The 14,331-nt window shown below is 71.3% G+C and carries 14 protein-coding genes and 1 tRNA gene; 6 read left to right on the forward strand and 9 right to left on the reverse strand.

Annotation, left to right across the window (positions count from 1 at the left end; genetic code table 11):
* Positions 1 to 11 precede the first annotated feature (11 nt).
* Positions 12 to 96 (forward strand) — tRNA-Leu (locus tag ACIGEZ_RS18025).
* Between the two features lie 86 nt (positions 97 to 182).
* On the opposite strand, the gene ACIGEZ_RS18030 is transcribed toward ACIGEZ_RS18025, so the two are convergent.
* From ACIGEZ_RS18030 to ACIGEZ_RS18040, 3 genes are read right to left on the reverse strand one after another with little or no spacing between them, the layout of a single operon-like run.
* Positions 183 to 896 (reverse strand): class I SAM-dependent DNA methyltransferase, encoded by a 714-nt coding sequence (locus ACIGEZ_RS18030; protein WP_399832029.1) that lies wholly within the window; start codon positions 894 to 896, stop codon positions 183 to 185.
* A 30-nt stretch (positions 897 to 926) separates the two neighbouring features.
* A complete protein-coding gene (locus ACIGEZ_RS18035) occupies positions 927 to 1,355 on the reverse strand; it encodes a hypothetical protein (RefSeq protein WP_399832031.1) in 429 nt (142 codons plus the stop codon).
* 5 nt (positions 1,356 to 1,360) lie between these two features.
* Positions 1,361 to 1,789: an ATP-binding protein gene (locus tag ACIGEZ_RS18040; protein ID WP_399832034.1), complete on the reverse strand. Its 429-nt coding sequence runs from the start codon at positions 1,787 to 1,789 to the stop codon at positions 1,361 to 1,363.
* A gap of 254 nt (positions 1,790 to 2,043) precedes the next feature.
* On the opposite strand from ACIGEZ_RS18040, the gene ACIGEZ_RS18045 reads away from it, so the two are divergent.
* From ACIGEZ_RS18045 to ACIGEZ_RS18055, 3 genes are all read left to right on the forward strand, one after another.
* On the forward strand, positions 2,044 to 2,910 hold the full coding sequence (locus ACIGEZ_RS18045; RefSeq protein ID WP_399832036.1) for a helix-turn-helix domain-containing protein: 867 nt from the start codon (positions 2,044 to 2,046) through the stop codon (positions 2,908 to 2,910).
* Positions 2,911 to 3,147, forward strand: a complete 237-nt coding sequence (locus tag ACIGEZ_RS18050; RefSeq protein ID WP_015037566.1) for a DUF397 domain-containing protein — start codon at positions 2,911 to 2,913, stop codon at positions 3,145 to 3,147. It begins immediately after the preceding gene.
* A gap of 74 nt (positions 3,148 to 3,221) precedes the next feature.
* The gene (locus ACIGEZ_RS18055; RefSeq protein ID WP_399832038.1) at positions 3,222 to 4,040 is read left to right on the forward strand and encodes an SAM-dependent methyltransferase; all 819 of its coding nucleotides are present in this window, start codon (positions 3,222 to 3,224) and stop codon (positions 4,038 to 4,040) included.
* Positions 4,041 to 4,125: 85 nt separating this feature from the next.
* Here the strand turns inward: ACIGEZ_RS18055 and ACIGEZ_RS18060 are convergent, their stop codons facing one another.
* Positions 4,126 to 5,877, reverse strand: a complete 1,752-nt coding sequence (locus ACIGEZ_RS18060; RefSeq protein WP_399832040.1) for a M64 family metallopeptidase — start codon at positions 5,875 to 5,877, stop codon at positions 4,126 to 4,128.
* Positions 5,878 to 6,085: 208 nt separating this feature from the next.
* On the reverse strand, positions 6,086 to 7,429 hold the full coding sequence (locus ACIGEZ_RS18065; protein ID WP_399832042.1) for a 6-phospho-beta-glucosidase: 1,344 nt from the start codon (positions 7,427 to 7,429) through the stop codon (positions 6,086 to 6,088).
* Positions 7,430 to 7,446: 17 nt separating this feature from the next.
* On the opposite strand from ACIGEZ_RS18065, the gene ACIGEZ_RS18070 reads away from it, so the two are divergent.
* Positions 7,447 to 7,833 (forward strand): VOC family protein, encoded by a 387-nt coding sequence (locus tag ACIGEZ_RS18070; protein ID WP_399832044.1) that lies wholly within the window; start codon positions 7,447 to 7,449, stop codon positions 7,831 to 7,833.
* Positions 7,834 to 7,863: 30 nt separating this feature from the next.
* Here ACIGEZ_RS18070 and ACIGEZ_RS18075 read toward each other — a convergent pair whose 3' ends face one another.
* The gene (locus ACIGEZ_RS18075) at positions 7,864 to 9,660 is read right to left on the reverse strand and encodes an FAD-dependent oxidoreductase (protein WP_399832046.1); all 1,797 of its coding nucleotides are present in this window, start codon (positions 9,658 to 9,660) and stop codon (positions 7,864 to 7,866) included.
* Between the two features lie 141 nt (positions 9,661 to 9,801).
* Between ACIGEZ_RS18075 and ACIGEZ_RS18080 the strand changes: the two genes are divergently transcribed.
* On the forward strand, positions 9,802 to 10,248 hold the full coding sequence (locus tag ACIGEZ_RS18080; protein ID WP_399832049.1) for a YchJ family protein: 447 nt from the start codon (positions 9,802 to 9,804) through the stop codon (positions 10,246 to 10,248).
* A gap of 119 nt (positions 10,249 to 10,367) precedes the next feature.
* Here ACIGEZ_RS18080 and ACIGEZ_RS18085 read toward each other — a convergent pair whose 3' ends face one another.
* The 3 genes from ACIGEZ_RS18085 to ACIGEZ_RS18095 form a co-directional block, all read right to left on the reverse strand.
* A complete protein-coding gene (locus ACIGEZ_RS18085) occupies positions 10,368 to 12,461 on the reverse strand; it encodes an MDR family MFS transporter (protein ID WP_399832051.1) in 2,094 nt (697 codons plus the stop codon).
* Between the two features lie 176 nt (positions 12,462 to 12,637).
* Positions 12,638 to 12,892 (reverse strand): hypothetical protein, encoded by a 255-nt coding sequence (locus ACIGEZ_RS18090; RefSeq protein ID WP_399832159.1) that lies wholly within the window; start codon positions 12,890 to 12,892, stop codon positions 12,638 to 12,640.
* A gap of 335 nt (positions 12,893 to 13,227) precedes the next feature.
* Positions 13,228 to 14,286, reverse strand: coding sequence for an ATP-dependent DNA ligase (locus ACIGEZ_RS18095; protein ID WP_399832053.1), 1,059 nt, complete (start codon positions 14,284 to 14,286; stop codon positions 13,228 to 13,230).
* Positions 14,287 to 14,331: the final 45 nt, after the last annotated feature.

Genomic DNA, 14,331 nt, shown 5'->3' on the forward strand with positions numbered 1-14,331 from the left:
CAAAACACCTAGTCCGGGTGGCGGAATGGCAGACGCGCTAGCTTGAGGTGCTAGTGCCCTTTATCGGGCGTGGGGGTTCAAGTCCCCCCTCGGACACAGACCGGAAGGACCCTGGCGAAAGCCAGGGTCCTTCCGCGTTGTGCAGACCCCTCGGCGTTCACTGGCCCCCGCGCCCCCCGCGTTCACAGCCCCTTCCGCGCCACCATCAACCGGCACCGCGGGCTGCCGTCCTCCCGTGTCCCCAGGGACGGCAGCGGCAGCAGCCCCACGTGGAAACCGGCGTCCTCGAGCCGCGCGCGCACGTCCGCGAGGCGGAAGGTGCGGTAGTACATGACGAACGGCGGCCGCCACAGCGCGTTGCGGACCCGCATCACCGCGTCGAAGCCCCACAGCATCCAGTACGGCCCCGAACCCACCCGCGGCGGCGCCGGCAGCGGGAAGGCGAGGGTGCCGCCGGGCCGCAGCGAGGCGTGGATCCCGCGGAAGAGGACACGCTGCTCGGCGGGCAGGAAGTGCCCGAAGGCGCCGAAGCTGACCGCCAGGTCGAAGACCGGCGCGAACGGCAGGGCCAGGGCGTCGGCGCGCAGCAGCGTGGCGGTGGGGTGGGCGCGGCGGGCCTCGCCGAGCATGCCGGAGCTGAAGTCGACGCCCGCGATCCGCCCCGCGCACACCGAGCGCAGCACCGAGAGCCCCGCGCCCGTGCCGCAACACACGTCCAGGCCCGAGTCGAAGGGGCCGAGCGGCTCCAGGGCGTCGGCGACCGCGGCGAGCAGCCGGTCCGGGGTGCGGAAGGGAGTGGCGTCGAACTTCGTCGCGAGCAGGTCGTACCCGTGCTCGACCGACGACAGCGCCTGCACCGTCAGCTCACGGAGGGAGGGGCCCTCGGGGGAGAACATGCTCCGACCCTACGATCTACGGCCCCGTGATCACAGTGCGCTGCGCACCTGCGGCGGCACGCTCCACGAGGGAGCGATTCCCGTCAGCTGGCAGATCAGCAGGTAGAGGGGGATGGGAGGGGTGTACGGGGAGCCGCCGTCCGGGTGGTGGAACAACCGCGGCCGGCGGTCGGGCACCACGGCGCCGGAGGCGTAGCAGGCGGGCAGCGGCCAGGTCAGGTCCAGGTCGGAGCCGGCCGGGACCAGCCACCACCACCAGTCGGTGTCGGCGTAGACGCAGCCCTTGGCGGGCAGCCGGGACAGGATGCGGAAGCCGTAGCGGGCGGGGACGCCCACGGCGTCGCAGCCGAGGGTGGCCGGCAGGTCGGCGGGCACGGCGAGCCGGGTCTCGCCGACGGCGGTGGGGAAGGGGGAGTTCCCGGGGTTTCTGCGGCCGCGCGGGGCGAGCAGTGTCGCCATGGACCTCAGCACGGCTCCGCCATGCCGTGCGCGAGTTCCGCCCAGACGACCTGGGCCGTGCCGTGGCCGGTGCGGTCGGCGCCCCAGGCCGAGGACAGGGCGTCGACCAGGATGAGGCCGCGGCCGCGCTCCTCCTCGCCGCAGTCGCGCATGCGCGGACCGGCGGGGCCGCCCTCGTCGCGTACCGCTATCCGCAGGCGCTCCTCGCCCTCGCGCAGCTCGCAGACGACCCGGCCGCTGGCGGTGTGCACCACGGCGTTGGTGACGAGTTCGGAGACGATCAGGAGGACGGTGTCGCGGATCTCGCCGTCGCAGCCCCACAGGGCGAGCCGTTCCTCCGCGAGCCGGCGGGCCCGGGCGACGGACTCGGTGCGGGCGGGCAGCTCGAAGGCGAAGCGGCGGACGTCGGCGTGGTGTCGTGGGCGCTGGGGCATGACGCGGGGGCTCATGAGACCTGAGGAGTGCGCGTTACCAGAAGCCACGACCGGATCCTCACAACTGTGGGCAGGAGTGCCGTACGCACCCACCGCGGCGGCGCAGGCGGCAGTGCGTACTGGTTCACCGGAACACTGTGCTCCTGAGTCGGACACTTGGCAAGTGGCACTCTGAAAATTGCAGAGTGCGGTGTTCTCTCTGGCCGTGTTCGTGGCACACTCATCGAAAACAGCGCGTCGGGGAGGTCTTGAGAGTGAGCGAGCCGCGGTCCGCCCCCACGGTGGGACAGGTCGTCCTCGGCAAGCGACTGCAGGATCTGCGCGAACGGGCCGGCCTCAAGAGGGAAGAGGCCGCCAAGATCCTCCGCGTCGCCCCGGCCACGATCCGGCGCATGGAGACGGCCGAGGTCGCGCTGAAGATCCCGTACGTACAGCTCCTGCTGAAGGCGTACGGCATCACGGACTCCGAGGCCGAGGGTTTCGTCGCCCTCGCGGAGGAGGCCAACCTCCCCGGCTGGTGGCAGCGCTTCCACGACGTGCTGCCCGGCTGGTTCTCCATGTACGTCAGCCTGGAAGGGGCCGCGAGCCTCATCCGGGCGTACGAGCCCCAGTTCGTCCCCGGTCTGCTGCAGACCGAGGAGTACGCCCGTGCCATCCTGCGCAGCGGCGCGGTCGGCGGCAGCAACGACACCGAGGAGATCGACCGCCACGTAGCCCTCCGCATGGAGCGCCAGTCCCTCCTCACCAGGGAGGACGCGCCCAAGTTCTGGGTGATCATGGACGAGACGGTGTTCCGCCGACCCGTCGGCCACGGGCCCGAGGTGATGCGCGACCAGCTCGACCGGCTGCTCGAAGCGTCCGAGCTGCCGAACGTCACCCTGCAGATCGCGGAGTTCGCGTCCGGCCACCACCCCGGCACCTACGGACCGTTCGTCCTCTTCCGCTTCGCCATGCCCGAACTCCCGGACATGGTCTACAGCGAGTACCTGACCGGCGCCGTCTACCTCGACGCCCGCCCCGAGGTGGCCTCCCACCTCGAGGTCATGGACCGCATGGCGGCCCAGGCCGCGACTGCACAACGCACGAAGGAGATTCTCCGGAATCTCCGCAAGGAGCTGTGAATGGATCGCATATACAACGGCATGCCCGCCGCCGAGCTCGGTGCCGAGGGATGGCACAAGCCGTGGAGCGGCGGGAACGGGGGCAACTGCGTGGAGGCCATGAAGCTGGCCGACGGCAGAGTCGCCGTGCGACAGTCCGCAGACCCTGAAGGACCCGCGCTCATCTACACCCACGGAGAGATCGCTGCCTTCATCCAGGGGGCGAAATCCGGTCAGGCTGACTTTCTGCTGACCTGACCCCTTCCGCCCCACCCCTACCGTCGCGTAACTCTTGCTGTAAGTGCCACCGTTCGTCCCGCCGAGGAGAGTTGATGACCCAGGACGCCGCATCCCCACAGAGCGGAATACGCATCGACACCAGCAAGCCGCACCCCGCGCGCATGTACGACTGGTTCCTGGGCGGCAAGGACAACTACCCGGTCGACGAGGAGATGGCCCGCCAGCTCCTCACCGTCGACGCCCGCGGCCGGGACATGGCCCGGGTCAACCGGGCCTTCATGCACCGCGCCATCCGCTGGCTCAGCGCCGACGGCGTACGGCAGTACCTCGACGTCGGCACCGGCATCCCCACCGAGCCCAACCTGCACCAGATCGCGCAGGGCGTCGCGCCGGAGTCCCGGATCGTGTACTGCGACAACGACCCGATCGTGCTCGCGCACGCCGCGGCGCTGCTGCGCTCGACCCCGGAAGGGGCCACCGAGTACATCCAGGCGGACGCCCGCGACCCCGAGATCATCCTCGAAAGGGCCGGAAAGGTCCTTGACTTCGACCAGCCCATCGCCCTGTCGATGCTGGCCCTGCTGCACTTCGTCGGCGACGAGGACGGCGCCTACGAACTGGTCGGCAAGCTCGTCGAAAAGCTCGCGCCCGGCAGCTACCTCGTCCTCTCGCACGTCACCGGCGACTTCGACCCCGAAGGCGCCGCGAAGGCCGCCGCCATGTACAAGGCGCGGGGCCTGACCCTGCGGCCGCGCTCCCGCGACGAACTGGCCGCGTTCTTCGACGGCCTCGACCTCGTCGAACCGGGAGTCTCGCTCACCGCCGAATGGCACCCGGAACTGGGTGAACCGGTCCCGGTCCAGGGCGACGACCCCATCCCGGGCTGGGCCGCGGTCGGCCGCAAGCGCTGACCCCGTACCCGGAGCCGCCCGGAAGACCGGACGAAAGCCCCCGCCGGCACGCCGACGGGGGCCTCCTCGCCTTCCCCGCGCGCTCCTACGGCTTCACCAGCGTCACCAGGAAGCTCCGCGCCCGGCCCACGTTCCCGGCCGCGTCCACCGTCCGGTACTCCACCGTGTGCGTGCCGTAGTCGGGCGTCGCGTCGTCCCACGGCACCGCACGGCTTCGGCCCAGCTTGCCGTAGACGAGATCGTCGATCACCGTGCCCGACGGCGAGAAACGGAACGGCGCGTCCGCGTCCGTGGGCCAGCCGTAGTACGTGTACCAGCCGTCGCCGTCCACCCGGAACTGGCTCACGACCGCACCCTCCTGGTCGTCCCGGGCGGTCAGCCGCATCGTGAACTCCCCGTCGTACACGTACTCGACGGGCTTCCCCGGCCGGTGCACCGTACGCAGCGGCTTCGACAGCTCGTACGAGGAGGTGGCGGCGGACGCGTCCACCGTCCAGCTCAACTCCCCGTCCGTACCCGGGATCCGGGCGGTCAGGCGGTGTGTACCGGGTGCGAGGCGCAGCGAACCCAGGTCCAGATCGCGGTCGTTGCCCGGATTGGCGACCGCCCGACCGTCCAGCGCCCACCGCACGGCCGGGCTCCGGCGGACCGGATGCGTCGTGTCCGCGTACACCACAGAGCGCGCGCCGACCGGGGCGTCCGTGGCCGTGTGCCCCGCGAACGCGGCCGGCGTCGTGTCCTCCGGCGTGCTCAGCGCCGGGTCCACCGTCCAGCTCACCGTACGGGTCAGCGCCGCCGACGCACGCACCGCCGGGTCACGGACGAACGGCGTCGGATCCGTGACGGTCGCCGTCAGCGCGTACGAACGCCCGGGGGAGAGGCCGAGCGTGCGCAGATCGACCGCGCGGGCGCCGCCGGTCCGCAGCGGACGGCCGTCCAGACGCCATTCCAAGGACAGTTCACCGCCCACCGGGTGCAGCGTGTCCACCCACACCGTCCGGTCGGCCCCGATCGGCGCCCCGTCCGGCGTGTGGTCCTGCACCAGATCCACCTTCGCGGAGATCGCCCGCACCATCACCTCGCGCTCCACCTGGTCGAAGGCGTAACCCAGCGTCTTCATCATCGAATGGCGGCTCGGCCGCCACACACCCGACGTGCTGTACAGACCACCCTCGTGACGGCCGATGACCCCGCCGGCCTCGCTCTCCTCACCCAGCCAGCGCCACCACTTGGCCTGCTGCTCCCGCATCTGCCGCTCCGTCAGAAGCGTGTGATGCACGGAGGACGGCTCACCGTCCCCGTACGCCCCGCCCGGCACACCGCGGCCGTAGTAGTCGTACTCGTCCTGCAGGCCGCCCAGCGAATGCCCTATCTCGTGCGGGGTGATGAGCGCCGACAACGCGTTCCCGCCGGACGCCGTCGCGTAACTCCCGCCCGCGCCACCGTAGGTGGAGCTGTTCGCGAGGGCCACGATCTGCCGGTTGGCGCGGCTCGTCCCCGGCACCAGGTCCGCGAACGAGGCCGCCTTGCCGCTGTCGACCGTCAGCAGCCGCTGCACGCTCGCCGGATTGCAGCCGCCCCAGAAACCCATGTCGAGCGCCGTGTCACGGACCGGCGCGTCAAGACCCGGATCGCAGTCCACCCCCGACTCCCGCGACGGCACCTCCACCGCCCACACGTTGACGTACGAGCGGTACGAGGCGAACGGCTCCACGCTCCACAGCGTGCTCAGATGCCGCTCCACGTCCGCCCGGAACTCCGGCATCTCCGCGGCCGTATAGCCGTCGCCCATGACCACCAGATTGAACCGCCGGTCCGCGGGACCCGTGGTCTGCACGGGAACCACCGTGGCCCCGCCCGTCTCCGCGCTCCCCGGACTGCTGCCGGCCGCCACGGACCCCGTGCTCAGGAGCCCCAGGACCACCAGAGAGCCGGCCGCGAGCCTGGCCACACCTCTTCGCACACCCCTGCGTCGCTGTGAAGTCATGGGGCGCGAGCCTAGGCCGCGCCCCTGACCGAGTAAAGCCGTTCGTCAGCCGTCCAACTCAACGACGCAAATAGGCAAGTCCCGCATGCTCCGCCGTATACCCCTCGACCAGCCGGCGGGCCACCGTCACCGAGTCCACCAGCGGATGCAGCGCGAACGCCTTCACCGCCGTCGCCCGCGAACCGCTCTCCGCCGCCGCGAGCACCTCACGCTCCACCGCCTTCACCGCCGTCACCAGACCCACCGCGTGGTACGGCAGCGGATCCACCGACACCGGATGCGCACCGGCCGCGTCGACGAAACACGGCACCTCGATCACCGCGTCCGCGTCCAGGACCGAAAGAGTATGCCGGTTACGGACGTTGAGGATCAGCGTGGCCCGCTCGTTACGGGCGATCGCCCGCATCAGCGCCAGCGCCACCTTCTCGTAACCGCCCGACTCCAGATCCTCCTCGTCGCGCTCACCCACCCCGGCCGCCTCACGGTTGTGCGCCATGTACGTCGCCTCGCGCTCCGCGAGCGTCCGGTGCCACGCGGCCAGGGCGGGCGCGTCCGGCTCGGCCGTCTCCTCGTAGAAACCGGCCTGCTGCTCCAGGAGGAACGCGCCCCGCGTCCGCTCGGCCTCCCGATAGGCCCGGACCGCCTCGCGGTTGAAGTAGTAGTAGTGCAGGTACTCGTTGGGCACCGCACCCAGCGAACGCAGCCACTCCGTACCGAAGAGCCTCCCCTCCTCGAACGAGCCGAGCAGCCGGTCGTCCTCGAAGAGCCGCGGCAGTACGTCATGTCCACCTACGCGCAACCCCCGCAGCCAGCCCAGGTGGTTGAGTCCCACATAGTCGATCCACGCCTCACCCGGCGCCGCCCCGAGCACCCGCGCCACCCGGCGGCCGAGCCCCACCGGAGAGTCGCAGATGCCGACCACCCGGTCACCGAGGATCCGCGACATCGCCTCCGTCACCATGCCCGCCGGATTGGTGAAGTTGATGACCCACGCATCCGGAGCGAGCTCCGCGATCCGCCCCGCGATGTGCGTCACCACCGGTAGCGTCCGCAGCCCGTACGCGATGCCGCCGGCACCCACCGTCTCCTGGCCCAGCACCCCCTCGGCAAGCGCGATCCGCTCGTCCGCCGCCCGGCCCTCCAGACCGCCCACCCGGATCGCCGAGAAGACGAAGTCCGCACCCCGCAGCGCCTCGTCCAGATCCGTCGTCGCCGTCACCACCGGCGCGTCCGGTACCCCCGCGCCCTGCTCGCCGAGCACCCGGGCGATCGCCGAAAGCCGCCCCGCGTCCAGATCGTGCAGGGTGACATGGCTGACCCGCCCCTCGGCATGGTCGCCAAGCAGGGCGCCGTACACCAGCGGCACCCGGAATCCGCCGCCTCCGAGAATCGTCAGTTTCATGGTCGTACGCTACTCGGATGCATGTACTGAGCAGCAGGATTCCGCTCCGCCCGGCCGACCCCGAGCGCTCCCGCCGCTTCTACGGGCAGACGCTCGGCCTCGCCGTCTACCGCGAGTTCGGCACCGGCCCCGACCGCGGCACCGTCTACTTCCTCGGCGGCGGCTTCCTCGAACTCTCCGGCCGCGCGGACGCCCCGCCGGGCACACCCGAGCTGCGGCTCTGGCTCCAGGTCGCCGACGTCCACGCGGCACACCAGGAGCTGCGCGGGAAGGACGTACGGGTGCTGAGGGAGCCGGTCACCGAACCGTGGGGCCTGATCGAGATGTGGCTCGCCGACCCCGACGGCGTACGGATCGCCGTCGTCGAGGTCCCGGAGGGACATCCGCTGCGCAGCCGGCCCTGACCCGCGGGCCGGCCGCGGGACCCGGCGGGCTCAGCCCACGTCGAGCGCGTTACGCAGGCCGAGCCGGTAGCGGAGCCGGTCGTGGCGCTTCAGCCCCTCCAGCTCCGGCGCGCGGAACAGCGGCTGCACCGTGCAGCGCGCCGCGGCCGAGCCCGTACGGTCGAGCAGGGCGTTGACCGCCTGGCGGGCGGAGGCGTTGGCACCCTCCATGGTCGCCAGATCGATGTCGACGGCCACGTAGTCGCCCGCGAGATAGAGGTTCGGGACCCTCGTGGCCGCCTGCGGGCGGTTGTGGAACGTACCGACCGGGTGGATGAGGAGCTGGTCCTCGTTCGTCGGATTCGGGGTGCCCAGACCGTCCACCCCCGGGTCGAGGAACCAGGAGTGCAGCGTGCTGTCCTTCAGCACGGTCCGGCCCGTGTCGTTGAACGCCGCCTTCAGCTGCGCCCACACCTCGCGCGCGACCTCCGTACGGGTGCACTGCTTGGCCGTCTTGCCGTACAGGATGCCCGGCCGGTCCCACTCCGAGATGTCCACCGACAGACAGTCCACGGCCGTGCCGTCGCCGTAGTCGGCGGCGAAGTCCCGCGACGGCCAGTGCCGGGCCTGCTGGATGGCCGTCAGGGACCACGGCGAGTCGATGAGGTTGGCGTGCCCGGCGAGCAGCGGGGCACGCTCGGTCAGATAGAACTGGATGCCCGTCATCCAGTCCGTCTCCAGCCGGTCGCACCGCGCCAGCTGCGGGTCCGCCGCGCGCAGCGCCGCACTCCAGGTCCGCCGGGCGTGCTCCACCGGCATCGCCGAGATGTAGTGGTCGGCCGTCACGCGACTGCGGGCGCCCTGCGGATCCTCCACGACCACCGCCGCGACCCGCCCCGCCCCGGCGTCGTAGTCCAGCTCCCGCACGGTCCAGCCCACGCGGAACTCCACCCCGAGGCCCTTCAGATGGGTCACCCAGGGGTCGATCCACGCCTCGTTGGTCGGCAGGTCGAGGATCCGGTCGAGGGGCCCGTCGGCGCCGCGCCCCAGGGCGTTGAACGCGAACGCCTCCAGGAGCGTCGCGACGGTACGGGTGCTGGCCTCCTCCGCCTTCGTCGCCACGATGTTCCGGGTGAGGCCCACGGCGAGGATGCGCTGGTAGTCGTAACTCATCCGCTCGGCCCGCAGGAACTCCCACCACGGAGTGCGCTCCCAGGTGTCGTTCCGCCGCTCGTCGCAGCTGGTGAGGAAGACGAGGAAGCGGTCGGCGAAGTACGCCGTCTCGTGGAAGGGGATGGAGCGGACGGTGTCCAGGAGCGCGGTCAGGGCGCGGCGGATCTCGTCGAGGGTGAGTTCCGCGGGGCGGTGGCCGGGCCAGGGGAGGGGGATGCGGAGGTCCTCAAGGCCGGTGCGGGCGAAGGACATCTCGGCCGGGGCCACCAGGTTGTCCCAGACACCGTTGGCGTTGCCGGGGAAGGGGATGCGCCGCATCGTGTCGGGGAGGTTGTGGTAGATGCCGGGGATGAAGCGGAAGCCGTGCTCGGCGGGGAGCGGTCGCCGCCCGCCGCGCGCGCTGTCCGGTACGTCCATGGAGCGGGCCTTGCCGCCCAGCGCCCGGCGCTCGTACACGGTCACGCGGTAGCCGCGTTCGGCCAGTTCATGGGCGGCCGTCAGGCCCGCGACGCCGCCGCCGAGTACGGCGACGGAGTACGGCCCCGTGGCCGGCCCGGCAGCGGGCGCCGCGGCCGCCGGCAGTGCGCCGGTGGCGACCGCGCCGGTGGCGACGGCTCCGGTGACGGCGGCGGCGCCCGCCACGAAGCCGCGTCGTGAGGTGCCCGTGCGTTCCATGCCCCAACCCCTTTACCGGCGGTAACAGTCATGTCCGGCGCAGGAGCATAGGGGCGCCGAACGGCACCCGGAAGCGATCTGCGGGGCCGCTTCACACATGGCGTGAACCCGACCCCGTACGCCTCACGAGACAATGGCCGCATGTCCCGCAACGCCCGCAAGAAGTCCGCCCGCCCCGCCCGCCCCGCGCAGCCCTCCGTGACCGCCGGGTCGCCCTGCCCCTGCGGCCTCGACGCCGCGTACGGAGACTGCTGCGGCCGCTTCCACACCGGGCCCGCCACCGCACCCACGGCCGAACTGCTGATGCGCTCCCGCTACAGCGCCTTCGTCGTGCGCGACGAGCCGTATCTCCTGCGCACCTGGGCGCCCGAGACCCGGCCCGCGGACGTCGACTTCGACCCGGCGCTGCGCTGGGCCGGCCTGGAGATCGAGGAGACCGGCGACGGCACGGCCTTCCACCAGCACGGCACCGTCACCTTCCGCGCCCGGTTCACCCAGCGCGGCGGCGCGGGTGAACTCCACGAGCGGAGCCGGTTCGCGCGGCACGAGGGGGCGTGGGTGTACGTGGACGGCGACTTCCTCGACTGACCCGGCGCGGGATTGGATCCACATCTTGGATATTGGATCCAATGTCCGGAATCCAAGGACTCGGATCCGACACCTTGGATATCGGATCCCATGCACGGATCCGGTATCCAAGGTCCGTATCAGCGGGCCGACGCGCCCACCGTCTCGCGGTTCCCCCGCGGCAGCCCCTGCGCCAGGTCCTCCGCGATCAGCTTCTTCGCGATCGCGTCCGTCGCGGCCCGCAGCTCCGTCCCGCTCGGTCGTCCGCTCTCCTGGTGGACCCGTTCGCTCAGCCAGTCACCCCACGCCTTGGTGATGACGTCGGCCTCCCGCTTCCCGGCGTTGGTGTGCGAGAGCAGGTTGCCGTCCCGGGTGAGGAAGCCCTCGTCGACCATCCGGTCGAACACCGGGAGCAGCACCTCCGGAGGCACCCGGCGGCCCGCCGAGATCAGGCCCAGGCTGGCATGGCCGACCGTCCGCGTGAAGAGCTCCACCTGCATCACCGCCCAGGCGCCCGCCATGTCGAGCCGGGTGTCCGACGCGTCGACGATCCGCCGGGCGGTGTCCAGATCGGTCCTGCGGATGATCCGGCCCACCGACAGTTCCAGGAGCTTGGCCGAGTCGCCGGCGGTGGTGGGGGAGGCGAAGCCCTCGCCCATGTCGGGAGCCGAGGCCCGGGCCGTGTCGCGCAGCGCCACCTCCTTGAGGAAGAGCGCCACGACGAAGCCGACCGCCGCGACCGGCACCGTCCACAGGAAGACGGTGTGCAGCGTGTCCGCGTACGCCCGCACGATCGGCTCGGCCACCTGGTCCGGCAGCCCGTGGAGCCCGGCCGGGCTCTGCGAGGCCGCGCCGACGGCCGCCGGATCGAGGCCCGCGCCGGCCCCGATCGCCGACGCCTCCGCGACGCCCTTGGCGAGGTTCGGTCCGAGCGAGTTGGAGTAGATCGTGCCGAAGACGGCCGTGCCGAAGGAGCTGCCCAGCGTACGGAAGAAGGTGACGCCGGAGGTGGCGGTGCCCAGGTCCGCGTAGTCGACGGTGTTCTGCACCGCGATGGTGAGCACCTGCATGCACAGGCCGATGCCGACGCCCAGAACGAACATGTACAGCGACGCCAGCCAGGTGCTGGTGCCCGGCTCCATCAGGGAGAGCAGGTAGAGGCCGACGCCCATCACGAGACAGCCGGCGATGGGGAAGATCCGGTAGCGCCCCGTCTTGCTGACGACGTTGCCACTGAAGACGGAGGCGATGAGCAGGCCGATGACCATCGGAAGGGTGCGGATGCCGGAGATCGTCGCCGAGTCCCCGTCCACGTACTGCAGATACGTCGGCAGGAACGTCATCGCGCCGAGCATCGCGAAACCGACGACGAAGCTCAGCACCGAACACACCGTGAAGACCGGATTGCGGAACAGCCGCATCGGCAACATGGGTTCGGCCGCCCGGGTCTCCACCCAGCAGAACAGCGCGAGCGCGATCAGGCCCCCGGCGAACAGCCCGATGATGACACCGGAGCCCCATGCGTACTCGTTGCCGCCCCAACTGGTCGCCAGGATCAGCGCGCTGGAGCCGGCCGCGACGAGCGCGATGCCCGCGTAGTCGATGACCGGCCGGCTCGCGGAGCGTACGGAGGGGATGGTGCGGGCGGCGGCGATGACGACCAGGATCGCGATGGGGACGTTGACGTAGAACGCCCAGCGCCAGCTGAGGTGATCGGTGAACAGGCCGCCGAGCAGCGGCCCGATGACCGTCGAGACACCGAACACCGCGCCGATCGCGCCCTGGTACTTGCCGCGTTCGCGCAGCGGGATGACATCGGCGATCAGCGCCATCGAGGTGACCATGAGACCGCCGGCGCCGATGCCCTGGAGCCCGCGCCAGACGATCAGCAGCGTCATGTTGGTGGCGAGACCGCACAGGAAGGAGCCGGTGATGAAGACGATCGCCGAGATCTGGAAGATGACCTTGCGGCCGAAGAGATCGCCGAACTTGCCGACGAGGACGGTCGCGACCGTCTCTGCGAGCAGATACGCGGTGACCACCCAGGACATGTGGGCCGCCCCGCCGAGGTCCGAGACGATCGTCGGCAGCGCGGTGCCCACGATCGTCTGGTCCAGGGCGGCGAGGAGCACACCGAGCATGATCGTGCCGAAGACGATGTTGCGGCGCCGGCTGTCGAGCACGGGGGGCTCGGAGACCGGGGGCGCGGGCGCGGCTTCGCTGGTGGTGGTCACTCTCGCAGCGTCACATCGGCGTCCGTGTCCCGCATGCGGAGTACACCCGAACCGGTGCGGGGCGGGCCCGCCGCCCGAATGGCCGAGACCCGACTGGCGCCGAGCCGGACGGGCGGGTCCGGCGTAGGACCGGCGAGGTGCGACCGGTCGACCGACCGACCCGGACGACCGACCGGCTACTGCCCCGGGCGCACCGGCAGCTGCGGGTGGTGCTTGGCCAGCACCTTGTTGGCACGGGCCAGCGCCGCCAGCGCGTGCTCGCGGTCGGCCCGGTCCTCCGCGCACAGCGGCCCGCGGAAGCGGTACACCTCACGCGCCGCGCAGTCGGCGTCGACCTCCGCCTGGAGCACGTGCAGCGGCAGGCAGGAGCCGATCAGCGCGGCGACGCGGTCGGGGATCGGGACGGGCACGAGGCGCGAGGGCGAGGTGATCACGGTCAGTCCTTGGAGAGGATGTCGGGCGGCGAGAGAGACTTTCTCCCCCTCATAGGTACCGGATCGCGGTACCGGTTCGACGACGGGTCCGTCACCGCGTGGCAACACCCCCGCGGCGCCTTCGGCGAGCCGTACGGAGCCCGTCCCCGCCCCGGCCCGCGTTCCCGCAGGTGCGGGCCGGTGGGCCGATCGGATCGCGTGTCAGTTCGTCGAACGTGAAGGCGATGGGCGGGCGTTGCCCTGCGGACGGGTGTGGGGCATCTCACCCCGGCCGCGCGGCCTCCGTGACGAAGGGACCTACTGATGGATCTACGAACGGATCCGCGACGGATCTACGAAAGGATCTCCGACAGGTCGTACGAGACCGGCTCCTCCAGCTGGTCGTACCCGCAGGACTCCGGGGTGCGGTCCGGGCGCCAGCGCTTGAACTGGGCCGTGTGCCGGAAGCGGTCGCCCTCCATGTGGTCGTACCCCACCTCGCAGACCCGCTCGGGGCGCAGCGCCACCCACGACAGGTCCTTCTTCCCCGACCAGCGGCTGGGCGCGCCCGGCAGTCGGGCCTCCTCGTGTGCCGACTCGTCCGTCCAGGCCGCCCACGGGTGGCCGTCCGGCGGGTCCATGCGCAGGGGTTCCAGCTCCCCGATCAGCTCGGCGCGCCGGGCGGCGGTGAAGGCCGCGCACACGCCGACGTGCTGGAGCGCGCCCCCGTGGTCGTACAGCCCGAGCAACAGCGAACCGACCACCGGGCCGCTCTTGTGGAAGCGATATCCGGCCACGACCACATCGGCCGTGCGCTCGTGCTTGATCTTGTACATCAGCCGGGCGTCGGGGCGGTAGGGCAGGTCGAGCGGCTTGGCGATGACGCCGTCCAGGCCGGCGCCCTCGTACTGCTCGAACCAGCGCGCGGCGACGGCCCGGTCCCTGGTGGCGGGGGCGAGATGGACGGGGGCGTCGACGCCCGCGAGGGCGGTTTCGAGCAGCGCCCGCCGTTCGGCGAGCGGGGTGTCGAGGAAGGCGTCTTCGCCGAGGGCGAGCAGGTCGAAGACGATGAAGCGGGCGGGCGTGGTCTCGGCGAGCATCCGCACCCGCGAGTCGGCCGGATGGATCCGCTCGCTCAGCCGGTCGAAGTCGAGCCGTCCACCGTGTTCGATGACGATCTCCCCGTCCACCACGCAGCGCTCCGGCAGCCGGGCCAGCAGCGCCTCGACGAGCTCGGGGAAGTAGCGGGTCAGCGGCTTGCCCGTGCGGCTGCCGATGAAGAGCTCGGGCCCGTCGCGGTGGACGAGGGCGCGGAAGCCGTCCCACTTGGCCTCGTACTGCATGCCGGGCGGGATCTTCTTCACGGCCTTCGCCAGCATCGGCTTCAGAGGCGGCATCACCGGCAGGTCCATGCCGGTGATTCTAGAGACCACTTCACCGATATGCCCCGATATGCG

This window comes from Streptomyces sp. NPDC085481, assembly GCF_044541845.1.
In the GTDB taxonomy this organism is placed as follows: Bacteria; Actinomycetota; Actinomycetes; order Streptomycetales; family Streptomycetaceae; genus Streptomyces.

Excerpts from the sequence above, each read along its gene's own strand:
- ACIGEZ_RS18030 (WP_399832029.1), bottom strand. The coding sequence starts at position 896 with ATGTTCTCCCCCGAGGGCCCCTCCCTCCGTGAGCTGACGGTGCAGGCG.
- ACIGEZ_RS18035 (WP_399832031.1), bottom strand. The coding sequence starts at position 1,355 with ATGGCGACACTGCTCGCCCCGCGCGGCCGCAGAAACCCCGGGAACTCC.
- ACIGEZ_RS18040 (WP_399832034.1), bottom strand. The coding sequence starts at position 1,789 with ATGCCCCAGCGCCCACGACACCACGCCGACGTCCGCCGCTTCGCCTTC.
- ACIGEZ_RS18050 (WP_015037566.1), top strand. The coding sequence starts at position 2,911 with ATGGATCGCATATACAACGGCATGCCCGCCGCCGAGCTCGGTGCCGAG.
- ACIGEZ_RS18055 (WP_399832038.1), top strand. The coding sequence starts at position 3,222 with ATGACCCAGGACGCCGCATCCCCACAGAGCGGAATACGCATCGACACC.
- ACIGEZ_RS18065 (WP_399832042.1), bottom strand. The coding sequence starts at position 7,429 with ATGAAACTGACGATTCTCGGAGGCGGCGGATTCCGGGTGCCGCTGGTG.
- ACIGEZ_RS18070 (WP_399832044.1), top strand. The coding sequence starts at position 7,447 with ATGCATGTACTGAGCAGCAGGATTCCGCTCCGCCCGGCCGACCCCGAG.
- ACIGEZ_RS18075 (WP_399832046.1), bottom strand. The coding sequence starts at position 9,660 with ATGGAACGCACGGGCACCTCACGACGCGGCTTCGTGGCGGGCGCCGCC.
- ACIGEZ_RS18080 (WP_399832049.1), top strand. The coding sequence starts at position 9,802 with ATGTCCCGCAACGCCCGCAAGAAGTCCGCCCGCCCCGCCCGCCCCGCG.
- ACIGEZ_RS18095 (WP_399832053.1), bottom strand. The coding sequence starts at position 14,286 with ATGGACCTGCCGGTGATGCCGCCTCTGAAGCCGATGCTGGCGAAGGCC.